This is a genomic window from Aeromonas sp. DNP9, from assembly GCF_001728955.1.
Taxonomy (GTDB): domain Bacteria; phylum Pseudomonadota; class Gammaproteobacteria; order Enterobacterales; family Aeromonadaceae; genus Aeromonas; species Aeromonas veronii.
Genome location: NZ_LYSQ01000039.1, coordinates 1 through 23,084 on the forward strand (window position 1 = coordinate 1; position 23,084 = coordinate 23,084).

Below are 23,084 nucleotides of genomic sequence, written 5' to 3' on the forward strand. Positions count from 1 at the left end.
AACCCCCGATGCGGTACATAGAGGATCCTGAGTAGAGAAGTGCTAGTTGAAAATGTGTAAACCTATTTCAGGACTAGACACACACAGCCTTATCTGCGCTGGGCCAGATGCATCATGGCCTCCAGCACGGCGCCGCCGATAGCGCGAGCCTTGTCAGAGACGGTGGTGGCATCGGCGCGCTCGCCGCGCGGATCGATATCGCCGATCTTGAAGCCAACCGGCACCTCGATGCCATCGCTGAGCAGCCCCCGCACCATGCCAGAGAGCGGCGCTATGATGGGGGCGTCCCCCACATGGGCAATCACATCCCCCTCCTGCACCAGATCGCCGAGCTTGATCAGGCTCTTCATCACCCCGGGGGCGGGGGCGCGTACCACCCGGCGGGCGGAGTGCCCCTCGATCACCCCGGGAATGCCGGTATTGGGCTGGGCTGGGCCCTGATAGATGACCCGGCCCAGATGATGACCGCGGTTGGTCTCAATGACCGCATCGCAGTCGCGTCCCGCCTCAAAGCCCGGGCCCAGGGCCACCGTAATGGGGGCCATCTCCTTGTGGGTGCCGAGGTTCTGCTTGGCGAGGATGGCATCCACCAGATAGCGCGGTTTGAGCTCGGTGAGGGTGGCGCAGTCGGGGTCAACCAGTAGCGGAATGACGCCCCGATCCAGCTGCTCGAACGCCTGCTCGATGCTCTCGACCCGCTTGGCACGCACCCCTTCGACACTGGTTTCACCGTCGAACATCCCTTGCGCGAAGGCGACGGTGCGGCGGATCACCGTGGGTTTGTCGAGATCCAGCATCACCACCTTGAATCCCGCATTGTGCAGCCGCAACGCGACGCCGGTGGCGATATCGCCGGAGCCGCGCATTACCACCAGTTGATCCCGCTTGAGGCGCACGTCATCCTGAATCAGACCACCCGCTTTGCCGTTTTTCACTTGAAGCAGCTCGGCGAGAATGCTGATGGCGATCTCCTCGGGGGTCTCGGCACCTATGTTGTAGCCGATGGGGGCGTGCAGCCGCTGCAGTTGCTCCTGATTCACCCCTTGCTGGCGCAGGGCCTGGGTGAAGGTCTGTACCTTGCGCTTGCTGGCGAGCAGCCCCAGATAGGCGAGGGGACGGTTTATCAGCCGCTCCAGCGCCTCCTTGTCCTGATGGTTGGTGGCGATGATGACGAAGTTGGTAGGTTCGATGGCCAGTGCCTCGATCACCGCGCTGATGGTATCGGCCTGTTTGAGATGGGTGCCAGCCGGGAAGTGATCGGGGTTGAGGCTCCCTTCAAAGCAGTCGCCGACATGGATATCAAAACCCAGCGGAGCAGCGGCATGGGCCAGCGCCCGGTTGACGTGACCGGCGCCGATCAGTACCAGACGGGGGCGCAGGCCGTAGACATCGATATAGACCGACATGGCGCCGCCACAGTCCGACCCGACCGCATGTTCACCGTTACGGGCCATCCGGCCATGGAAGATGCGGGGCTTGCGTTCGGCAATGGCGGCCATCGCTTCCTCGATCACCAGCCGTTCGATCATGCCGCCGCCAATGGTACCGAGGATCTGGCCATCGGCCATCACCAGCATCTGGGCCTGATGGCGCGGGGTGGAGCCCCGGCTCTCGATGATCTGGGCCATGGCAAACGGAGTGTTCTCCTGTTCCAGTCGGGCTGCGTGTGAAAACAGATTCATAAGGTACCTCTTCTTATCCTTAAACCATCATGGGCGAGGCGGCTGTGCCTCATCCTGAGCGAAGTAACCGAGTGCGAGGCGAATGGGCTGTGGTTCGCGAACCGCCCCCTGCCAGATGGCATGGATCTCGGGGTGCCGGGCCAGCAGGTTTATCAATGGCGGTAGCCATGACGGCTCATTTTGATAATCGCCATTGATAAACCAGATCCGGCGCGCCCTGGCCGGGGTGCCCTTGAACACCCCCTGAGGGTGGGAGAGCAGCTGGTGAAACAGTGCCCAGTCGAGGGGGTCACCGGCCTCTATCCCGCACAGGGCCTGAAGCTCTGCCCAGCGGTGGATCTGCTGCGGGTCGGCCTTGGCCCCCACCATGGCGCCGCCTGTCAGGGCGATCACCCAATCACTGCTCTGGGGAATGCAAGGTTCGTGCAAAGCGGGCACTTTCAATAACTTGTGATGGGCGCCATCCGCTTCGACCAGGATGAGATCGAAGCGCTGCTGCCCCTTGATGAGATCAATCTGCTGGGGTGTAGGGCCCGCCACCTTGCCGCTCGCCTGATCGATATGGCTGAACAGGGCAACCAGCGCCGGGCCATCCGGTAGCGCCTGACAGCGGGTAAGTTGACGAACGGGATCGGCTTCCAGGATCAATTCCCGATAGTGTGACGGGGCAGGCAGAAACATCCGGGTGGTGGTGGTAATTAGCACCCTTTTACCCTGTTTATAAAAATATTCCGCCAGCCAGAACAGGGTGCTGGTTTTTCCACCGGCCCCGCAGAGGCTAATTAAGGTAGTATGGCTATCAATATTTTTGGTGAGCGGGTTTAATAGCGGATCTATATCTGGAAATGCGACAGCAACAACGTGTGGGTGCGACATAATGACGACCAAAATAAATATCGAAGGGAGTGGAAAACAACGTTGCCAGGAACAAGTGCAGTGTGACTGTATAATAACGGCGGCGGGTTTATCTTCCCGAATGGGTACCTGGAAAATGATGCTACCCTATTGCCAGGGGACAATGCTTGATGCAAGTCTCAAAAATGCCCTGGCTTTTTGTCAGCGCGTTATTCTGGTGGTGGGCCATCGTGGCGAGGAACTTCAAGCGCGCTACGGATCACGGCCGGATATTGTTGTCGTCCACAACCCCGACTATCGGCAGGGGCTGGGCAGCTCCATCCGCTGCGCCCTGGCGGCCAGTGACGCTAACTACCTCTTTATCAGCCACGGGGATCTCCCCTGTATCCCGCGCGAGGTCTATCAACAGCTCTGGCAGGCACGGGGTTGTGAGGCTCTTTTCCCCACCTGGCAGGGGGAGGCGGGCCATCCGGTGTTGCTGCCAAAATCCCTTGCTCGCGAGCTGGCTGCTGCCCCGGTGCAGCAGTCGGTACGACGCTGGTTGCAAGGGCATCCGCACCGTATGGTGCCCGTTGACAGCTCCGCCATCCTGTTTGATGTGGATACTCCGGAGCGCTATCAGGCGCTGCTGGGTGGCATTCTTGAAAATGAGAGCGAGCCCACGAAATAACCCTGTTTAAAAAGATAACGGGGAGATAAATGGCGTATCAAAGTGATATTTCTCGCACTTGATCTGATAGGGTGAGTTCTTTTTAATCAGCTCATTAAGTGAATTTCAGAGTGATTGATAACTACTCGCAACACCCATAATGGTGACATCGTAAATTCTCATCATTAATTGGAGCTGCCTCACGCTTTCACCCTAAAAAATAGTTTTGTAGCTCGTTTTGTAACTGTAGTGGCCTGATAGTTGCTCTTCTCCTTGCCAAGGGGGAACACCCGTGCGGGATACCCCATTTATTCATGCTGCCAATGGGCAGAACAGCTGCAAGGAGATAGCCATGGGCGATATTATGCGACCCGTTCCGTTCAAGAACCTGCTGACCCGTATTTTTGCGGAATATAAAGAGAGTCAGAGCATTTTCGGTATTCCCGCCGCACAATTTTATCGCAAGCAGGACGAGCGCAAGATCAAGGTGTTCGGTGAAACCTGCGAGACCCCCATCGGCCCGGCAGCCGGCCCCCATACCCAGTTGGCCCAGAACATCGTCACCTCCTGGCTGACCGGCGGGCGCTTTATTGAGCTCAAGACGGTGCAGATCCTGGACCGTCTCGAACTGGAAAAGCCCTGCATCGATGCCGAGGATGAGTGCTTCAACACCGAGTGGTCTACCGAGTTCACCCTGCCCAAGGCGTTTGACGAGTATCTGAAGGCCTGGTTTGCCCTCTACCTGCTGGAGGAGGTGTTCGACCCGCGCCTCGACGGAGAGGCCAAGTCCTTCATCTTCAACATGAGCGTGGGTTACAACCTCGATGGCATCAAACAGCCACCGATGCAGCAGTTTATCCACAGCCTGATGGATGCAAGCCAAAGTCCGAAGTTTGCCGAGTACCAGCAGGTGCTGCGCGAGCTGGTGGCCGATGAGCAGTTTATCGCCGAGCTGGGACTGGGGGCGCGCCGTGATCGCCTGCAACAGCTGGTGGATCGTATCCCGGCCAATCTGGTGCACGGTGTCACCCTCTCCACCATGCACGGCTGCCCGCCGAACGAGATCGAGGCCATCTGCCGCTACATGCTGGAAGATAAGGGGCTCAACACCTTCGTAAAACTCAACCCGACCCTGCTGGGCTACCCGCGGGTGCGCGAGATCCTCGATACCTGCGGCTTTGATTACATCGGTCTGAGCGAAGAGTCGTTCGATCACGACCTCAAGCTGGATCAAGCCAAGGCCATGCTGATCCGCTTGATGGCGCTGGGGGCCGAGAAGGGGCTCACCTTCGGGGTCAAGCTGACCAACACCCTAGGCACCATCAACCGCAAGGGGGCGCTGCCAGGGGATGAGATGTACATGTCCGGCCGCGCACTGTTCCCCCTCTCCATCAACGTGGCCGCCGTGCTGTCACGCGCCTTCGATGGCAAGCTGCCCATCTCCTACTCGGGCGGCGCCAGCAAGTTCAACATCGCCGAGATCTTCGAAACCGGCATTCGTCCCATCACCATGGCCACCGACCTGCTCAAGCCGGGTGGTTATCTGCGCCAGATCGAGTGCCTCAAAGAGATCGACGCCTCCGATAGCTGGGGCATGGCTTATGTGGATGTGGCCAAGCTGGAGGCGCTTGCCGCCAAGGCCCTCACCATGGATTACACCCAGAAGGAGTGGAAGTCCGAGGATCGCATAGAAGTGGGTGGCGGCCTGCCGCTGACCGACTGCTACGTAGCGCCCTGCGTCACCGCCTGCGCCGTGCATCAGGATATCCCCGAGTACATTCGCCTGATGGGCGAGGGGGAGTATGTGGCAGCCCTTGAGCTGATTTATCAGCGCAACGCCTTGCCTGCCATCACCGGCCATATCTGCGATCACCAGTGCCAGTACAACTGTACCCGTCTCGACTACGACAGCGCGCTCAATATCCGCGAGCTGAAAAAAGTGGCGCTGGAGCGCGGCTGGGAAGGGTACAAGGCCCGCTGGCACAAACCGGCAGGTAGCGGTGACAAGCACCCGGTTGCGGTCATTGGTGCAGGCCCGGCCGGTCTCTCCGCCGGTTACTTCCTGGCCCGTGCCGGCCACCCGGTCACCGTGTTCGAGCGCGAAGCGGATGCCGGTGGCGTGGTCAAACACATCATCCCCGAGTTCCGCATCCCGGCTGAACTGATCCAGCACGACATCGACTTTGTCGCCGCCCACGGGGTCAAGTTCGAGTTTGGTTGCGATCCGGCGCTCACCGTCGACAAGCTGCACGCCCAGGGCTTCACCTATGTTTTCGTCGGCATTGGCGCCGACAAGAACGGTGGCATGCGCCTTGAGGGGGGACACGAGCGGATTTACAAATCCTTCCATTTCCTGCGCAGCTTCAATCAGGGCAAACCGCTGCCGCTCGGCCGCCATGTGGCAGTGATCGGTGCCGGCAACACCGCCATGGACTGCGCCCGCGCGGCTCTTAAAGTGCCGGGTGTCAGCGATGTCACCGTTATCTACCGTCGCAGCGAGAAAGAGATGCCCGCCTATCGCGAGGAGTATCTGGAGGCGGTGGAGGATGGAGTACGTTTCTGCTTCCTCACCAATCCGGAGCGCTTTGACAAAGATGGCAAGCTTGTCGTGCGGATGATGGCGCTGGGGGATCCTGACGAGCAGGGCCGCCGCCGTCCGGTGCCCACCGAGCAGACCGAAGTGATGCAGATGGATGCCTTGATCACCGCCATCGGCGAACAACCTGATTGCGAAGTATTGAAAGCGATGGGCATTCCCCTTGGCAGCGATGGCTGGCCGGACGTGGATAGCCAGACCGGCGAAACCAGCCGTCGTAACGTCTTCCTGATCGGTGACGTGCAGAGCGGTCCGTCCTCCATCGTCGGTGCCATCGGTGGTGCCCGCCGCGCCGCGGATCTGGTGCTCTCTCGCGAGCATATCGCTGGCAGTCAGGTCGAGGTCTCAATCCAGCCGTCGGGCAAGGACGAGATCTACCGTCGCAAGGGAAGCATCGCCGTCACCATGGTCGACAAGAACGAGCGGGAGGCCTTCGTGGCGCAAGAGGCGCACCGCTGCCTCGAGTGCAACTACCTCTGCAGCAAGTGCGTGGATGTCTGCCCCAACCGGGCCAACGTCGCCATCGCGGTGCCGGGCTTCAAAGACCAGTTCCAGACTCTGCACCTGGATGCCTACTGCAACGAGTGCGGCAACTGCGCCCAGTTCTGCCCGTGGCAGGGCAAGCCCTATCAGGACAAGGTCACCATTTTCAGCCTGCCCGAGGACTTCGACAACAGCCGCAACCCCGGTTTCTATCTGGCGGATGGCGGTGAGCTGCGGGTGCGTCAGGATGGCGAGACCTATCGCCTGACCATAGACGCCCAGAGCCGGATCAAGGATGCGCCAGCGGCCCTTGGCGACATGTGCCGGATCATCAGCCATGTCCACGCTCATCACCACTACCTGCTGGGGGCCGTCGAGGCCTGAGCGAACCACGAATAAGCGAAGGAGCAAACCATGTTTATTCTGAAGAACGTCACCGCTGTCCAGCTGGAGCCGACCCGGGTGCTGGAAGGTGTGGATATCGCCATCGAAGGATCGCTTATCAAAGCGGTGGGGCCCAATCTGCGGGCCCTCTACCCGGAGGCCAACTATCGGGAGATGGGGGGCAAGCTGGTGATGCCGGGCATCGTCTGTGCCCACAACCACTTCTACTCCGGCCTGTCGCGGGGGATCATGGCCAATATCGCCCCCTGCCCGGATTTTATCTCCACCCTGAAAAACCTCTGGTGGCGGCTCGATCGGGCGCTCGATGAAGAGTCCCTCTACTACAGTGGCCTCATCTGCTCGCTGGAAGCGATCAAGAGCGGTTGCAGTGCGGTGATCGACCACCACGCTTCGCCCAACTTCATCAAGGGCTCCCTGAATGTGCTGCGCAAAGGGTTTATGGAGGCGGGCCTGCGCGGCATGACCTGCTTCGAGACCACGGATCGCAACGGCGGCCTCGCCGAGCTGCAGGCCGGGGTGGAGGAGAACATCCTGTTCGCCCAACAGATCGATGCGGCCAAAGCCAAGGGGAGCGAACCCTATCTGGTGGAAGCCCATATCGGCGCTCACGCCCCCTTCACCGTACCCGACGAGGGGCTGGCCATGCTGCGCGAAGCGGTGCAGGTCACCGGTCGTGGTCTGCATATCCATGTGGCGGAAGACCGTTACGACATGGCCCACGGCCACCACCACTATGGCAAGGAGCCCATCGCCCGGCTGGACGAGTTTGGCCTTGTCGACAGCAAGACCCTGATCGCCCACGGCATCTACCTGAGCCCGGCTGACATCGAGCTGCTCAACAGCCGCGATGCCTTCCTGGTGCACAACGCCCGCTCCAACATGAACAACCACGTGGGCTACAACATGCACCTGCCGGAGTATCGCAATCTGGCGCTTGGCACCGATGGTATTGGCTCCGACATGCTCGAAGAGCTCAAGTTCGCCTACTTCAAACACAAGGATGCCGGCGGAGCACTCTGGCCCGACAGCTTTGCCCGCTTCCTCTGGAACGGCAACACCCTGCTGGAGCGCAACTTCGGCGCCAAATTTGGTCGCCTGGAGCCGGGCTACAAGGCCGACCTCACCATCTGCGATTACGCCGCACCGACTCCGCTGGCGCCGCGCAACTTCGGTGGCCATCTCGCCTTCGGTATGGGCTCATCCTCGGTCAACAGCGTGATGGTAGAGGGTCGCATGGTCTATCAGGATCGCGAGTTCGCCTTTGACGTCGAGCCCATTTATCAACAGGCCAGCAAGGTGGCGAGCCGCCTGTGGCAACGGATGGATCAGCTGGCCTGAGGCCACCCTCCGCACGTTTGGACTGGATTGCCCGCCCTGTGGATTTGCCCGGCGGCGGGCTGCAAGAGTAAGGACGACACATGATTGAGCAATTCTTCCGACCCGAACAACTGGGTCAGGCTTTGGAACTCAAGGCCCGCTTTGGCAACGACGCCGTCTACATGGGGGGCGGCAGCAAGCTCAACGCAGCTCCGACCCGCACCGACAAGAAGGTCGCCATCTCGCTGGACAAGCTCGGACTTGGCCAGATTGAGCAGCAGCACGGTCAACTCCACATCGGCGCCACCGTCACCCTGCAGACCCTGAAAGACGCCCCCCGTACCCCGGCCGCCCTGTGCGAGGCGCTGGGGTTTGTCTACTCCCGCCATCTGCGTAATCAGGCCACCATCGGCGGCGAACTTGCCTGCCAACAGCAGGACTCTCCCTTGCTGCCGGTGCTGCTGGTGCTCGAAGCGGTGGTCGTGCTGGAGAACAACCTGCTGCAACCCATCGACGCCTATCTGGCGGGCCAGCGCAAGGCCCTGGTGCTCGGAGTTGTGCTGCCGGAGCCCGAACTGCGCTGCGCCACCCGCCGCATCAGCCGCAACGCCGACGGTCTGGCGGTGATGACCGCCGCGGTTGCCCTTGATGCCCTTGGCGAGATGCGGGTGGCCGTCGCTGGCGTTACGCCGCAGCCGATGCGCCTGCGGGATCTGGAGCGCCGCGATCTGCACGATGCCGCGCTGGAGGCCGCCGTGAGCGAGCTGATTTCGCCCCGTGAAGATCTGGCGGGCAGCATAAGTTACAAGCGGTATATCACCGGCGTGGTAGTGGCGGATCTGCTGGTGGACTGCCAGCAGCAGGAGGTGCAAGCATGATGGAACTCAACTTTACCCTGAACGGTGCCCTGCGCACCGTCATCTGCAAGGCCGGTGACAATGCCCAGCGGGTGCTGTTCAATCAGTGCCGGATGCACTCGGTGCGCAACAGTGACGACGGCTTCGGTTTCGCCGGCTCCGACGCCATTCTTTTCAACGGCAAGGTGATCAACGCCTCCCTGCTGATCGCCGCGCAGTTGGATGGATCAGAGGTGCGCACCGCCGAGTCGCTGGGCAGCTGGAACCAGCTCAGTCTGGTACAGCAGGCGATGGTGGACGTAGGCGTGGTGCAGTCCGGTTACAACGATCCGGCCGCGGCGCTCATCGTTACCGACCTGCTTGATCGTCATCCCGAGCCCAGCCGTGATCAAATCGATGATGCCCTCTCGGGCCTCTTTCACCGCGATGGCGGTTACCAGCAGTTCTATCAGGCCATCGAGCTTGCCTGCTCACGGATGAAGGATCCCGATTACCTGTGCCAGATCGCCCCGGAGTTTCGTGACGATCTGCGCCACATCGGCAAGAGCTGCCCGAAAGTGGATGCCGCCAAGATGGTGCAGGCCAAGCCCTGCTACGTGGAGGACAGGGTGACCGAGGATGCACTGATCATCAAGATGCTGCGCAGTCCCCATCCTCATGCAGTGATCACCAGACTCGACGTGAGCCGCGCGCAAGCGCTGCCGGGCGTTGTGCATGTCATCACTCACCTAAACTGCCCGGATATCTACTACACACCGGGTGGCCAGAGTGCACCCGAGCCGTCACCGCTGGACCGCCGCATGTTCAGCCGCAAGGTGCGCCACGTAGGTGACAGGGTCGCCGCCGTGGTGGCCGAGAGCGAAGCCATCGCATTGGCCGCGCTGAAACTCATCGAGGTCGAGTATCAGGTGTTGCCGGCGGTCATGAGCATTGACGAGGCGATGGCCCCCAATGCGCCGCTGGTGCACGACGAGCCCATCGTCTACATGGCCGGCGCTCCGGCGGATCTCGAGCAGCAGAACGCCTGCTCGGTGCGCCGCGGCGACGAGCACATGATCATCAACTTCCCCATCGGTTCCCGTCCGCACGAGAACCTGGCCGCCAGCGTCCATGGCCAGATCGGCGATGTGGCCAAAGGCTTTGCCGAGGCGGACGAGATTGTCGAGCGCACCTACGAATCGACCCAGGCCCAGCAGTGCCCGACCGAGCCACACATCTGCTTCACCTACATGGATGGCGATCGTCTGGTCATTCACGCCTCTACTCAGGTGCCCTGGCACGTGCGCCGTCAGGTAGCGCGTATCGTCGGCCTCAAGCAACATCAGGTGCATGTGATCAAGGAGCGGGTAGGGGGCGGCTTTGGCTCCAAGCAGGATATCCTGCTGGAAGAGGTGTGCGCCTGGGCGACCAAGGTCACCGGCCGTCCGGTCACCTTCCGCTATACCCGTGAAGAGGAGTTCATCAGCAACACCTCCCGCCATGTGGCCAAGGTGAAGGTGAAAGTGGGGGCCAAGAAAGATGGCACCATTACCGCCATCGAGATGGACTTTCGTGCCAACACCGGCCCTTATGGCAACCACTCCCTGACGGTGCCAAGCAACGGCCCGGCGCTCTCTTTGCCGCTCTATCCGTGCGACAACGTGCGCTTTACCGTCAACACCTACTACAGCAACATCTGCCCGACCGGCGCCTATCAGGGCTACGGCGCGCCCAAGGGCAACTTCGCGCTGACTATGGCCATTGCCGAACTTGCCGAGAAACTGGGGATCGATCAGCTCGACATGGTGGAGCACAACCGGGTGCACGAAGGGGATATCCTCAAGGTGCTGGGTGCCATCGGCGAGGGCAAGATGCCCACCTCTGTGCCCCACGCGGCCAGCTGTGCCCTTGAACCCATCCTCAAGCAGGGTCGCGAGTTGATTGCCTGGGATAGCCCCAAACCCGCCGACGGGGATTGGCGCATCGGCCGTGGCGTCGCCATCATCATGCAAAAATCGGGGATCCCCGATATCGATCAGGCCAACTGCATGGTCAAGCTGGAATCGGACGGCACCTTTATCGTCCACTCCGGTGGCGCCGATATCGGCACCGGCCTCGATACCGTGGTCGCCAAGCTGACCGCCGAGGTGCTCGGTTGCCCGCTCAGCGATGTGCATGTGATCTCTGGCGACACCGACCACGCCCTGTTCGACAAGGGGGCTTACGCCTCGTCAGGCACCAGCTTCTCCGGCAATGCGGCCAAGATGGCGGCCGAGAACCTCAAGGCGAAGATCCTGTTCCACGGCGCCGCCATGCTGGGCGAGCCGGTGGAGGATGTGGAGCTGGTTCACCCGGGCATAGTGCGCGGCAAGCAGGGGGAGGTGAGCCTCGCCAAGCTGGCCCACAAGGCGGAGACAGGTACCGGCTTCGGCATTCTGGTGGGCACTGCCAGCTATATCACCTCTGAGCTCGCCTTCCCGTACGGGGCCAACTTCGCCGAGGTGGCGGTCAACGTCAGAACCGGCGAGATACGCCTCGACAAGTTCTACGCCCTGCTCGACTGCGGCACCCCCATCAACCCGGAACTGGCCCTCGGCCAGATCTACGGGGCGACCATGCGGGCCATTGGCCACACCATGAGCGAGGAGATCTGCTACGACAGCAAGGGCATCCCGCTCACCCGGGATCTGAAGAGCTATGGCGCGCCCAAGATTGGCGATATTCCGCGCGACTTCCGGGCCTTCCTGGTACCGAGTGATGACAAGGTCGGCCCTTACGGCGCCAAGTCCATCTCGGAGATCGGGGTGAACGGCGCGGCGCCGGCCATTGCCACCGCCATTCACGACGCCTGCGGTGTCTGGCTGCGCAAGTGGCACTTCACGCCGGAGCAGATCCTGCGCGAACTGGGCAAGCTGGAGCAACACGTGTCGGCATAACAAAAGAAAAGGTGAGGGGCGGGCGCCAGCTCGCCCCCAGCGCCTGACGGCGGAATGAGAACTCCGCCTACATTCTGTGTGATGGGACAAACACGATGTCTAAAACAACACGCAAGCACTCGGATCTCATTTACGAGCTGGAAGATAAACCCCCGTTTTATCAAACCCTGATGGGCGCAGTGACCCATCTGCTGGCTATTTTTGTTCCCATGGTGACCCCGGCGCTGATCGTCGGCGGCGCCCTGGGCCTCTCCACCGAGATCACCGCCTATCTGGTCTCCATGGCGATGATCGCCTCCGGTATCGGCACCTGGCTGCAGGTGAACCGTTATGGCCCCATCGGTTCGGGGCTGCTCTCCATTCAGTCTGTCAACTTCTCCTTCGTGACCGTGATGATCGCGCTCGGCGGCGCCATGAAAAAAGATGGCATCCACGAGGAGCTGATCGTCTCGACCCTGCTCGGGGTCTCCTTTGTCGGTGCCTTTCTGGTGATGGGCTCCTCCTTTGTGCTGCCCTACCTCAAGCGGGTGATCACCCCGACCGTGAGCGGTGTGGTGGTGCTGATGATTGGTCTGAGCCTTATCAAGGTAGGGATCATCGACTTTGGCGGCGGCTTCTCCGCCATGAGTAGCGGCACCTTTGGCAAATACGAGCACATCGGGCTGGGGCTTTTGGTGCTCTGCGTCATCGTCGCCTTTAACTGCAGCCGAAGCCCGCTGCTGCGGATGAGTGGCATTGCCATCGGCCTGCTGGTGGGCTATGCGGTGGCCCTGATGCTCGGCATGGTGGATTTCTCCGCCCTTGAGAACCTGCCGCTTATTACGGTGCCGATCCCGTTCAAGTACGGTTTTTCCTTCGATTTTCACGCCTTTATGTTGGCGGGCACCATCTATCTGTTGAGCGTGCTGGAGGCGGTGGGGGACATCACCGCCACCGCCATTGTCTCCCACCGGGATATTCAGGGCCCCGAGTTTCAAAAACGGCTCTCCGGCGGCGTACTGGCGGACGGTCTGGTCTCGGTGATTGCCTCGGCCCTCGGCTCTTTGCCACTCACCACCTTTGCCCAGAACAACGGGGTGATCCAGATGACCGGGGTGGCGTCACGCCATGTGGGCAAGTTTATTGCCGTCATCCTGGTGCTGCTGGGGCTCTTCCCGGTGGTGGGGCGCTTCTTTACCACCATACCGTCACCTGTGATGGGGGGCGCCATGGTCATCATGTTCTCGATGATCGCCATCGCCGGTGGTCGCATCATCATCAGCCACGGTTTCGATCGGCGGGAGACCCTGATTGTTGCCACCTCGCTGGGTCTTGGGCTCGGGGTCTCCTATGACCCGAACGTCTTCAAGGTGCTGCCGGCGGGTATCTACATGCTGGTGGAGAACCCCATCTGCGCCGGCGGCATCACCGCCATCATCATGAATCTGGTGCTGCCGCAAAGCCGCAAACGCAAGGCGGTCGTCAGGGATGCCGAGGCGGTGGAGGTGATCCAGCTGAGCGACAAACCGGATGTGATCTTTACCGCCCGCAGTGCGGGCCAGCCATCGGCCAGCAAGGGGGAGGGTTCACCAGAGCCAGTGTCCGGGCAGGCGGTGGCGCCACAAGTGGAACGGATCTGACGGTAAAACCGGCAAAAAACGTCAACGGAACAAGAAAAACAGGGAAACGGTTATGAAAAACGACAACTCTGTCAAAGCGGTACGCGGCAGCTTCTTCGATATCACCCGGGTGGTGGATCAGCCCGAGGAGATTGAGTCCAACGCCCGCCTTATCGAGGATGGTCTGCTGATCATTCGCAACGGCTGCATCGACTGGTTCGGTGAGTGGGAGGAGGGCAAGGATCGCATTCCGGCCGAAGTGCGGGTGCGGGATTATCGCGGCAAGATGATAGTGCCGGGCTTTGTGGATACCCACATTCACTATCCCCAAAGTGAAATGGTGGGAGCCTATGGCGAGCAGCTGCTGGAGTGGCTCAACCGCCACACCTTCCCGGCCGAGCGCCGTTACAACGATCTCGAGTATGCCCGCGAGATGTCCACCTTCTTTATCAAGCAGCTGCTGCGAAACGGTACCACCACGGCGCTGGTGTTCGGCACCGTTCACCCCGAGTCGGTAGACGCCCTGTTCGAGGCGGCCAGTCGCATCAATATGCGGATGATCGCGGGCAAAGTGATGATGGATCGCAATGCGCCCGATTATCTGCTCGATACCGCCGAGAGCAGCTATGTGCAGAGCAAGCAGCTTATCGAGCGCTGGCACGGCAACGGTCGACTGCTCTATGCCATCACACCACGATTTGCACCCACCTCGACACCCGAGCAGCTGGCGATGGCGCGGCGACTGCGCGAAGAGTTTCCCACCACCTATCTGCACACCCATCTGTGCGAGAACAAGGACGAGATCGCCTGGGTCAAATCCCTCTTTCCGGCGCACAAGGGTTATCTCGATGTTTATCACCAGCATGGGCTCACCGGCCACAACTGCGTGTTTGCCCACTGCGTCCATCTGGAAGAGCAGGAGTGGGATTGCCTGAAAGAGACCGGCTCCACCATCGCGTTTTGCCCCACCTCCAACCTTTATCTCGGCAGTGGGTTGTTCAAGCTGCACAAGGCGTGGAGCAAGCAGGTGAAGGTGGGGATGGGCACCGACATCGGCGCGGGCACCACCTTCAACATGCTGCAGACCCTCAACGAGGCCTACAAGGTGATGCAGTTGCAGGACGAGCGGCTATCGGCCTATCAGGCCTTCTATCTGGCCACCCTGGGCGGCGCCCATTCGCTGGGGCTGGACGAGAAGATCGGCAGCTTTGCGGTGGGCAAGGAGGCGGACTTCGTGGTGCTCGACCCGGTCGCCACCCCGCTGCAGCAGCTGCGTTATGACAACTCCACCACCCTGCGGGACAAGCTTTTTGTGCTGTTGACCCTGGGGGATGACAGATCCATCTACCGCACCTACGTGGATGGCCAGCTGGTGCATGAACGGGGGTAGGGGCTGGAGTGGGCTGCCGCGGCGCAGCCCAACGAATACGGCGGCTGGCGTGCCCCACAGGGGCGCCAGTCTTGCCGCACGGCAGGGGATCTCCCCGCATAGAACGTGAAATGGCCCGGTTTTTTTGACCAGCAAGGCAAATGTTTGAGTCAAGGCTGCCTGCCCTGGTCTGTCTGTCGCATCCTCTGCCACCATCGCCTGTTTCTCATCAGACTGGCGCTCGGCAGACCCGCAGATCCTGTCGCCATTTCGTCATGGAACATTCAGGCGCGTGTGAAGGAGTTGGGTATGACCCAAGCAAACAGCAGGACAAACAGCGTGGAACAGCTGGCCAATGATGACGCCAGCCAGAGCGCAGCAAAGCAACAGCCGCTCATGGCTCTTGATCGCTACTTTATGATCAGCGAGCGGGGCAGCAACGTCAGACAGGAGGTGCTGGCGGGCCTCACCACCTTCCTTGCCATGGTCTACTCGGTGATCGTGGTGCCGAGCATGCTCGGCAAGGCGGGCTTTCCCCCCGGCGCCGTGTTTGTCGCCACCTGTCTGGTGGCGGGTTTCGGTTCGCTCTTGATGGGGCTCTGGGCCAAGTTGCCGATGGCCATCGGCTGCGCGATTTCCCTCACGGCGTTTACTGCCTTCAGTCTGGTGCTGGGGCAGCAGATCCCCATTCCGGTGGCGCTGGGGGCCGTCTTCCTGATGGGGGTACTGTTTACCGCCATCTCGGTGACCGGGGTGCGTAGCTGGATCCTCGACAACCTGCCGATGGGGATTGCCCACGGTACCGGCATCGGGATTGGTCTCTTCTTGCTGCTTATCGCCGCCAACGGGGTGGGGCTGGTGATCAAGAACCCGCTGGAGGGGTTGCCGGTGGCGCTGGGGGCCTTCACCTCCATGCCGGTCATCATGTCCCTGATCGGCCTTGCGGTGATCTTCGGGCTGGAGAAGCTGAGAGTACCGGGGGGGATCTTGCTGGTGATCATCGCCATCTCCATCTTCGGCCTGATTTTCGATCCGGCGGTCAAGTATCAGGGACTGTTCGCCATGCCGAGCCTCTCGGACGATCAGGGCAAGTCTCTTATCTTCAGTCTGGATATCATGGGGGCCCTCTCGCCGCTGGTGTTGCCCAGCGTGCTGGCGCTGGTAATGACGGCGGTATTCGATGCCACCGGCACCATCCGCGCCGTGGCGGGGCAGGCCAACCTGCTCGATAAGGATGGTCACATCATCAACAGCGGCAAGGCACTCAGTGCCGACTCGGTCAGCAGCATCTTCTCCAGTCTGGTGGGGGCGGCCCCCGCTGCCGTCTATATCGAATCGGCGGCGGGCACGGCAGCGGGGGGCAAAACCGGCCTGACCGCGACTGTGGTTGGTGGTCTTTTCCTGCTGATGCTGTTCCTCTCGCCGCTCTCCTATCTGGTGCCGGCCTATGCCACCGCACCGGCCCTGATGTATGTAGGGCTCTTGATGCTGAGCAACGTCACCAAGCTCGATTTCAACGATTCGGTCGGTGCCATGTCCGGGTTGGTGTGCGCCGTCTTTATTGTGCTCACCTGCAACATCGTCACTGGCATCATGCTTGGCTTCAGCTCGCTGGTGATCGGCCGCATCTGCTCGAAGGAGTGGCACAAGCTCAACGTCGGCACCGTGGTCATCGCCCTGGCGCTGGTGCTCTTTTATGCTGGGGGGTGGGCTATTTAGGGATAACCCGCCCGTTTGGGGCCGCACTGGCGGCCCCATTTTTATGCCTGTTATTTTTAGCCCGCTCATGCTGACTATCACGTCTCGGCCGTCTCCGCAGTTGGGGGGGGCTTCGCGATACCATTTTGATAAATCCCCCTACCAGATTGATAGGCTCCCACCCTTGCTCTCCTCGCTCTGCCGCTTTTGTCACCGCTGATGTGCCCCGTTTGCTCAGGGGTTGCCCCTGGCTTGTCGCTTCGGGCCAACAAAAGCGGGCTAGATGGGATCCCCTTCACACTTCTCCCCATTCTCCTGACGATGGCGGGAAACAGGCGCATATCTTGCTGTTTTTTATGCCGGTTCCAGATTTTTCCATTCGAAAAAGGACTTGCATATGTCCATAGGATTACCGCTCAAGCGGGTGGATGCCGAGGCCAAGGTGACCGGCAGCGCCCGCTATACCGATGACAACATCATGCTCGGGATGCGCCACGCCAAGTACGTGCGAAGCAATATTGCCCACGGCAAGGTGCTCGCCATCGATGCGACCGAAGCGCTGGCCCTGCACGGTGTCGAAGCCGTATTTACCCATGAGGATGTGCCCACCACCTGTTTTCGCACCGCCGGTCACGCCTGGTCTCTCGATGAGGCGAAACGGGATGTGAAAGACCGCCGTCTGCTCACCGACCATGTGCGCCACTTCGGCGATGGGGTCGCCATAGTCGTGGCGCGCGATCCGCTGGTGGCCGAGAAGGCTGCCGCCCTGGTCAAGGTGACTTACGAGCCGCTGCCGGTGATGACGGATGCCCAAAGCGCGCTGGCCGATGATGCCTATCTCATTCACCCGAGCGGCAATCTGCTACGCCAAAGCCAGCTTCGCGCCAATGACCCGGAGCAGGCCATTGCGGCGGCCGATCTGCAGTTTCAGGGGCACTACCGGACACCTGTGGTGCAGCACTGCCATCTGGAGACGGTGACCTGCTACGCCTATATGGATCAGCCGGACCACATCATCGTGGTCAGCAGCACCCAGATCCCCCAGATAGTGCGCAGCCGGGTGGCCAAGTCCCTCGGCCTGCCCTGGTCCAGCGTGCGGGTGATCAAGCCCTATATGGGCGGCGGTTTTGGCAACAAGCAGGATGTGCTGGAAGAGCCGATGGCGGCGTTTTTGAGCTACAAACTCGGCGGTGTGCCGGTCAAGGTGACCTTGAGCCGGGAGGAGTGCTTCTTTGCCTCTCGCACCCGCCACGGTTTTGCGATCGATGGCAAGATGGGCCTCAACCGCGACGGCACCCTCAAGGGCTATCAGCTCGACGTGCTCTCCAACACCGGCGGCTATGCCTCCCACGGCCACTCCATCGCCAGTGCCGGGGGCAACAAGATCAGCTACCTCTATCCGCGCAGCGCCTTCGGTTATGACGCCAAGACCTTCTACAGCAACCTGCCCACCGCTGGTGCCATGCGCGGTTACGGCGCGCCCCAGGTGATTTTTGCCCTCGAGTGCATGCTGGATGACGCCTGCGCCGAACTGGGGCTGGATCCGCTCGATGTGCGGATCGCCAACGTGGCGCGAGAAGGGGATGTCAATCAGGTCAACCAGAAGACCATCTACAGCGCCGGGCTGCCGGACTGCCTGCTGCGTGGTCGCGAGATGTTCGAGTGGGATCGGCTCAAGGCCGAATGCTTGGCACAGGATCCGGTGAGCCGGGTACGACGCGGCATCGGGGTGGCATGTTTCAGCTACGGCTCTAACACCTATCCGGTGGGGGTCGAAATTGCCGGTGCCCGCATGCTGCTCAATCAGGATGGCACCGTCAATCTGCAGATCGGCGCCACCGAGATAGGGCAGGGGTCGGACACCGTCTTTGCCCAGATGGCTGCCCAGACGTTGGGCATTCCGTTTGAGCAGATCCGGGTCATCTCGACTCAGGATACCGACATTACCGCCTACGATCCGGGCTCGTTCGCCTCGCGCCAGAGCTATGTGGCAGCCCCCGCCATCCATCAGGCGGCGCTGCAGTTGCGGGCGCGCATTTTGTCGCTGGCAGCCCAGCTCTGCCATCAGGATGTAGGATCGCTGACCCTGATCGACGGCTACGTGGTGCTGGCCGGTGCGCCGGACAAGGTGCTGATCAGCGTGGCCGAGGTGTCGGTCAACGCCTACTACCACCTCACTATCGGCGGCCAGATCACCTCCGAGGTCTCCCACAAGACCACCACCAACCCGCCCAGTTTCGGCTGTACCTTTGTCGATCTCAGCGTCGATATCGATCTCTGCAAGGTGACCATCAATCGCATCATCAACCTGCACGATGCGGGCAAGATCCTCAATCCGCAGCTGGCGGAGGGGCAGGTGCATGGCGGCATGGGGATGGGGATCGGCTGGTCCCTGTTCGAGGAGATGATCATCGACGCCAAGACTGGCGTGGTACGCAATCCCAACCTGCTCGACTACAAGTTCCCGACCATGCTGGATTTGCCGGAGCTTGAATGCGACTTCGTGCAGACCTACGAGCCCCAGTCGGTCTATGGCCACAAATCCCTGGGGGAGCCGCCCATCATTTCGCCGGGCCCGGCGATCCGTAACGCCATTCGCATGGCGACCGGCGTCGCCATCAACGAGCTGCCCATCACCCCCAAGACCCTGTTCCGGGAGTTTGTCGCGGCGGGTTTGATTGGCGAGGGATTAGGGGAGGAGCAACACCATGTTTGATATTGCCCGTTACTACAAGGCGCACAGCGTGGCCGAGGCCGTCGTGCTTCGTCAGGCAGACCCTGAGGCGCGTCTCCTGGCTGGCGGCACCGATGTGATGATCCAGCTGCATCACCTCAACGCCGCCTATCGCCATATCGTCGATATTCACGACTTGCCCGAACTCAAAGGGGTGTGCGAGTTGCCTGACGGTTCGATCCGCATCGGCTCCGGTACCACCTTTACCGAGCTCATCGAAAATGAGCTGGTGCAGCGCCGCCTGCCGATGCTTGCCGAAGCGGCCGCCACTATCGCCGGTCCGCAAATCCGCAACGTCGCCACCTATGGCGGCAACATCTGCAACGGCGCCACCAGTGCCGACTCGGCGGCGCCTACCGTGGCGCTGGAAGCTGAGCTGGAAATCGCCGGGCCCAATGGTACGCGCCGCATCCCCATCGCCGGATTTCATACCGGCCCCGGCAAGGTGGCGCTGCAACCGGCGGAAATTCTGGTGGCGTTTCACTTTGCGCCGGATCCACATCCCCATGTGGGCTCCCACTACTTCAAGTACGCCATGCGCGATGCCATGGATATCGCCACCATCGGCTGCGCCGCCTACTGCCAGATTGAGAATGGCCACTTCAAGAATTTGCGGCTGGCCTATGGCGTGGCGGCCCCGACCCCGGTGCGTACCCCGCACGCAGAAGCGGCAGCCGAAGGGCAACCCCTGACTCGCGCCACACTGGCCGCCATTGCCGAGGCTGTGGTGGCCGATGTGGCGCCACGATCCTCCTGGCGGGCAGAGAAGGAGTTTCGCCTGCACCTTATCAAAACCCTGGCGCAGCGGGTGGTCGCCTGCGCAGTCGAACGTGCCGGAGGGAAGATCCTATGATGCAACCGCAAAGCTGTCCCGCCGTGGAGATCCAGTGCGAGATCAACGGCAAGCCTTACTCCTATGCAGTGCCGCCCACCATGTCGCTGCTCCACTTCCTGCGCGGGCAGGGGCTTATCAGTGTGAAAGAGGGGTGCAGTGTCGGTGAGTGCGGCGCCTGTACCGTGCGGGTGAATGGCACTGCCATCGACAGCTGCCTCTATCTGGCGGTCTGGGCCGATGGCAAATCCATTCGCACCGTGGAGGGGGAGCGCAAAGGCAATGAGCTCTCCGACGTGCAGCAGGCCTTTATCGACGAGGGGGCGGTACAGTGCGGTTTTTGTACCCCGGGCCTCGTGATGGCGAGCGCCGCCCTGCTCGACAAGACCGAACGTCGTCCGCTGACCGATGCGGAGATCCGCCGCGGGCTATCGGGGAATCTCTGCCGCTGCACCGGGTATCAGAACGTGGTGCGGGCGGTGAAGAAGTGCTGCAAGGGTTGAGCAGCAGTTTGTCCCTTCGATGACGAACGCCGCGTAATAAGTCATAAAACCAAAGGCCCGTCTCGCAAGAGGCGGGCCTTCTCTCTTTGTCTTTAACCGGTGCGATTACCCTTTTTGCGGCTCGATCACCAGTTTGCCATCCTTGACTGGAATGGTGGGGCCGGGAGCCTGTTTCATCCGGATCACGCCCTCCTGACCGGCAAGGCGGTAGGTCACGTCATAGCCGATGGTGCGGGTACTGCTATCTTGCACCGTCTTGCAGCGCTGCTCGGTGGTGGTATAGGTGTCGCCCGCCTGCATATTGCCCTGCACCTGATTGCCGGCGTAGCCACCCGCAACCGCTCCGGCGGCTGTTGCTACCTTCTTGCCGCTGCCACCGCCAAACTGGTGGCCGAGTACACCACCCAGCGCTGCGCCAACCACGGTGCCGAGGATCTTGTTCTCATCCTGTACCGGCTTGCGGTGGGTCACGGTGACGTTGCGACACTCCTGTCGGGGGGTCTTGATGCTCTCGGTGATCGGCTTGCTGGCAATCACCTCGGCAAAGGTGGGGGTCGGTGTAAAGAGGGAGCCGCTAGCCGCCGCCGAGAGCGCCAGTGCGGAAGCGACGCCAATACCGATACCTGCCATCATGGATCTGTTCATCTTGTTGTTCTCCTGCATACCCATACGGGCTGTTCCAATCTGGCGCCATCTTGTCATAACCGGTTGGCCGGACAAGGCGAGGGGGATGGGCCTGCGACAGGCGCTGGCAAGGTCAAAAAACAGCCACCATGAAAAAGTGTCTGACTTTGGCGACAACGAACTAAAAGTGACCAGTTTCCGGCGCATGGCGGGCTTTGCTTGTGTGATAAGGAGCAATTCGAGTCGCAATTTGCAAGGCGGGCGGTGAGCAGAATGCCAGAGTGGCAAAGTGCTGACGGGGGCAGGTCAAGGGAGATCTTGAACAAGGGCTCTGTTCGTTGAGATGGCCACGCAAGTGGTTGATAAATAGCTCCAGCCCCATCGGATGTTGGCCGATAAGAGATCACGGCAAGCATTTTGCTTTGATTGGGTGAAGCAGAGGGTGAGCGGGTCGGCAGACAACTGCGTAAGACCTGATATGAAGAGGTTCACCCGAGATCACCGGATCAACGAGGGGGAGATATGTCAATGTTACCCAGCTGGATCACCCCGGCCATCCAGGCCAACATCATCACGGTGCAGCAGGCCGAACGTCTGCTCTCATCCCTCTACCGACCCCTGGCCGAGCAGGGAGAGGAGCTTCCCGCCGATATCGCCGACATCAGCCTTAAACTCTACTGCTTTCGCCAGCAGGGGCGGGTGCGCCACTAAGGCTGACAAAAGAACACCCCGCGCCAGGCTCGGGGTGTTGTCACTCATGTATCACAGACCTATCAGGCCAACATCACTTGCGCCACCAGCATCAGGGCGCCAAATCCCAGCACAAAGCCCACCATGGGCAGGACGAACTTGACCCACTTGTTGAACTGGATGCCGAGCATCTGCAGAGTGACCAGCACCAGTCCGGTGGGGGCCAGAAACAACATGGCGTATTGCCCCCAGTTGTAGGCCGACACCACGATATAGCGGGGGATCATCACAGTATCTGCCAGCGGTGCCATGATGGGCATGGAGAGCACTGCGAGCCCCGAGGAGGAGGGCACCACCAGCCCCAGCAGGGTGAACACCAGCATCTGCGCCACCGCGAACACGGCGCCGTGCATGCCGGAGACCAGATCGGAGGCGTAGGCCAGAATGGTGTCTGAGATCATCCCCTGATCCAGCACCAGATTGACTCCCCGTGCCAGCCCGATGATGAGCGAAACGGCCACCAGCTCCGACGCCCCCTGAGTAAAGGCCTCGACCGCCTCTTTCTCTTTGAGACCCGAGATAAAAATGCTGATGATGGCGATGGTCAGGAAGGAGGCCGCCATCTGCGGGAACCACCAACCGGCCATGGAGACGCCCCACACCATCAGCGGGAAGGCGAGGATAAACAGGGTCAGAATGATCTTGCGGCGTAGGGTGAAGGGCACCCCTTCGTCCATAGAGCCCTCTTTGAGAAAACGGGCGCGAAAACTCTCTCTGTCCTCATAGGTGTAGGAGAAGGCTGGATTGGCCTTGATCTTCTTGCAGTACCAGTAGAGATAACCGATCACCACCAGGGTGCCCACCAGACAGCCAATGGCGCGAAAGATCAGCCCCTCGGTAAAGGGAATGCCGGCGGCATTGGAGGCGATCACCACTGAGAAGGGATTGATGGTGGAGAAGGTGGTTCCCATGGAGGCGGCGAGGAAGATGGCCCCTACGCAGACGATGGAGTCATAGCCGAGCGCCAGAAAGATGGGCACCAGTATGGGGTAGAAGGCGACCGCCTCTTCCTCCAGTCCGCAGGTGGTGCCTCCCAGCGCCATCACGAAGCAGACCAGCGCCACAAACAGGAACTCGTTGCCCCGGGTCTTGTGTGAGAGGGCGACAAGCCCCGCACTGAATGCGCCTGTCTTGTTGATGACGCCGATGAGCCCCCCGAGCACCAGAATAAAGACGATGATATCCGCCCCCTCTATGGTGCCCTTGACCATGCTGAC

Annotated in this window: 16 protein-coding genes; 12 read left to right on the plus strand and 4 right to left on the minus strand. The window is 60.9% G+C overall.

What is annotated here, in order from left to right:
- Positions 1 to 89 precede the first annotated feature (89 nt).
- Entirely contained in the window at positions 90 to 1,682 is a 1,593-nt protein-coding gene (gene yqeB, locus A9G06_RS20115; RefSeq protein ID WP_069556398.1) for a selenium-dependent molybdenum cofactor biosynthesis protein YqeB, read from the minus strand.
- Between the two features lie 27 nt (positions 1,683 to 1,709).
- A complete protein-coding gene (gene yqeC, locus A9G06_RS20120; protein ID WP_069556399.1) occupies positions 1,710 to 2,558 on the minus strand; it encodes a selenium cofactor biosynthesis protein YqeC in 849 nt (282 codons plus the stop codon).
- Position 2,559: 1 nt separating this feature from the next.
- Here yqeC and mocA point away from each other — a divergent pair, with 1 nt between their 5' ends.
- The 11 genes from mocA (at position 2,560) to xdhC (ending at position 20,493) form a co-directional block, all read left to right on the plus strand.
- The gene (mocA, locus tag A9G06_RS20125; RefSeq protein ID WP_083243850.1) at positions 2,560 to 3,207 is read left to right on the plus strand and encodes a molybdenum cofactor cytidylyltransferase; all 648 of its coding nucleotides are present in this window, start codon (positions 2,560 to 2,562) and stop codon (positions 3,205 to 3,207) included.
- 331 nt (positions 3,208 to 3,538) lie between these two features.
- Entirely contained in the window at positions 3,539 to 6,649 is a 3,111-nt protein-coding gene (gene ygfK / locus A9G06_RS20130) for a putative selenate reductase subunit YgfK (RefSeq protein WP_069556401.1), read from the plus strand.
- Positions 6,650 to 6,679: 30 nt separating this feature from the next.
- The gene (ssnA, locus tag A9G06_RS20135; protein WP_069556402.1) at positions 6,680 to 8,008 is read left to right on the plus strand and encodes a putative aminohydrolase SsnA; all 1,329 of its coding nucleotides are present in this window, start codon (positions 6,680 to 6,682) and stop codon (positions 8,006 to 8,008) included.
- Between the two features lie 80 nt (positions 8,009 to 8,088).
- Complete coding sequence (gene ygfM, locus A9G06_RS20140; protein ID WP_069556403.1) at positions 8,089 to 8,865, plus strand: molybdopterin-dependent oxidoreductase FAD-binding subunit; 777 nt, start codon at positions 8,089 to 8,091, stop codon at positions 8,863 to 8,865.
- Positions 8,862 to 11,759, plus strand: coding sequence for a molybdopterin-dependent oxidoreductase Mo/Fe-S-binding subunit (locus A9G06_RS20145; RefSeq protein ID WP_216093230.1), 2,898 nt, complete (start codon positions 8,862 to 8,864; stop codon positions 11,757 to 11,759). The genes ygfM and A9G06_RS20145 overlap by 4 nt, the downstream gene beginning before the upstream one ends.
- Positions 11,760 to 11,854: 95 nt before the next feature.
- Positions 11,855 to 13,378, plus strand: a complete 1,524-nt coding sequence (locus A9G06_RS20150; RefSeq protein WP_069556404.1) for a nucleobase:cation symporter-2 family protein — start codon at positions 11,855 to 11,857, stop codon at positions 13,376 to 13,378.
- A gap of 52 nt (positions 13,379 to 13,430) precedes the next feature.
- Positions 13,431 to 14,747, plus strand: coding sequence for a guanine deaminase (gene guaD, locus A9G06_RS20155; RefSeq protein ID WP_069556405.1), 1,317 nt, complete (start codon positions 13,431 to 13,433; stop codon positions 14,745 to 14,747).
- Between the two features lie 375 nt (positions 14,748 to 15,122).
- Positions 15,123 to 16,445, plus strand: coding sequence for an NCS2 family permease (locus A9G06_RS20160; protein ID WP_139126318.1), 1,323 nt, complete (start codon positions 15,123 to 15,125; stop codon positions 16,443 to 16,445).
- Between the two features lie 376 nt (positions 16,446 to 16,821).
- On the plus strand, positions 16,822 to 19,140 hold the full coding sequence (gene xdhA, locus A9G06_RS20165) for a xanthine dehydrogenase molybdenum-binding subunit XdhA (protein ID WP_069556407.1): 2,319 nt from the start codon (positions 16,822 to 16,824) through the stop codon (positions 19,138 to 19,140).
- Positions 19,133 to 20,011 carry a xanthine dehydrogenase FAD-binding subunit XdhB gene (gene xdhB / locus A9G06_RS20170; RefSeq protein WP_069556408.1) on the plus strand — a complete coding sequence of 293 codons (879 nt, stop codon included), beginning with the start codon at positions 19,133 to 19,135 and terminating at the stop codon, positions 20,009 to 20,011. The genes xdhA and xdhB overlap by 8 nt, the downstream gene beginning before the upstream one ends.
- Positions 20,008 to 20,493, plus strand: a complete 486-nt coding sequence (gene xdhC / locus A9G06_RS20175; RefSeq protein WP_021230037.1) for a xanthine dehydrogenase iron sulfur-binding subunit XdhC — start codon at positions 20,008 to 20,010, stop codon at positions 20,491 to 20,493. The genes xdhB and xdhC overlap by 4 nt, the downstream gene beginning before the upstream one ends.
- Positions 20,494 to 20,598: 105 nt before the next feature.
- Here the strand turns inward: xdhC and A9G06_RS20180 are convergent, their stop codons facing one another.
- On the minus strand, positions 20,599 to 21,138 hold the full coding sequence (locus A9G06_RS20180) for a glycine zipper 2TM domain-containing protein (protein WP_069556410.1): 540 nt from the start codon (positions 21,136 to 21,138) through the stop codon (positions 20,599 to 20,601).
- Positions 21,139 to 21,639: 501 nt separating this feature from the next.
- Here A9G06_RS20180 and A9G06_RS20185 point away from each other — a divergent pair.
- The gene (locus A9G06_RS20185; RefSeq protein WP_005345660.1) at positions 21,640 to 21,828 is read left to right on the plus strand and encodes a hypothetical protein; all 189 of its coding nucleotides are present in this window, start codon (positions 21,640 to 21,642) and stop codon (positions 21,826 to 21,828) included.
- A gap of 62 nt (positions 21,829 to 21,890) precedes the next feature.
- Here A9G06_RS20185 and A9G06_RS20190 read toward each other — a convergent pair.
- On the minus strand, positions 21,891 to 23,084 hold a 1,194-nt coding region (locus tag A9G06_RS20190; protein WP_069556411.1), incomplete at its 5' end, for a YfcC family protein.

Coding starts and splice junctions, on each gene's coding strand:
- A9G06_RS20185 (WP_005345660.1), top strand. CDS start 21,640: ATGTCAATGTTACCCAGCTGGATCACCCCGGCCATCCAGGCCAACATC.
- ygfK (WP_069556401.1), top strand. CDS start 3,539: ATGGGCGATATTATGCGACCCGTTCCGTTCAAGAACCTGCTGACCCGT.
- A9G06_RS20145 (WP_216093230.1), top strand. CDS start 8,862: ATGATGGAACTCAACTTTACCCTGAACGGTGCCCTGCGCACCGTCATC.
- yqeC (WP_069556399.1), bottom strand. CDS start 2,558: ATGTCGCACCCACACGTTGTTGCTGTCGCATTTCCAGATATAGATCCG.
- xdhA (WP_069556407.1), top strand. CDS start 16,822: ATGTCCATAGGATTACCGCTCAAGCGGGTGGATGCCGAGGCCAAGGTG.
- mocA (WP_083243850.1), top strand. CDS start 2,560: ATGACGACCAAAATAAATATCGAAGGGAGTGGAAAACAACGTTGCCAG.
- ssnA (WP_069556402.1), top strand. CDS start 6,680: ATGTTTATTCTGAAGAACGTCACCGCTGTCCAGCTGGAGCCGACCCGG.
- xdhB (WP_069556408.1), top strand. CDS start 19,133: ATGTTTGATATTGCCCGTTACTACAAGGCGCACAGCGTGGCCGAGGCC.
- ygfM (WP_069556403.1), top strand. CDS start 8,089: ATGATTGAGCAATTCTTCCGACCCGAACAACTGGGTCAGGCTTTGGAA.
- A9G06_RS20180 (WP_069556410.1), bottom strand. CDS start 21,138: ATGAACAGATCCATGATGGCAGGTATCGGTATTGGCGTCGCTTCCGCA.
- yqeB (WP_069556398.1), bottom strand. CDS start 1,682: ATGAATCTGTTTTCACACGCAGCCCGACTGGAACAGGAGAACACTCCG.
- guaD (WP_069556405.1), top strand. CDS start 13,431: ATGAAAAACGACAACTCTGTCAAAGCGGTACGCGGCAGCTTCTTCGAT.
- A9G06_RS20160 (WP_139126318.1), top strand. CDS start 15,123: ATGGCTCTTGATCGCTACTTTATGATCAGCGAGCGGGGCAGCAACGTC.
- A9G06_RS20150 (WP_069556404.1), top strand. CDS start 11,855: ATGTCTAAAACAACACGCAAGCACTCGGATCTCATTTACGAGCTGGAA.
- xdhC (WP_021230037.1), top strand. CDS start 20,008: ATGATGCAACCGCAAAGCTGTCCCGCCGTGGAGATCCAGTGCGAGATC.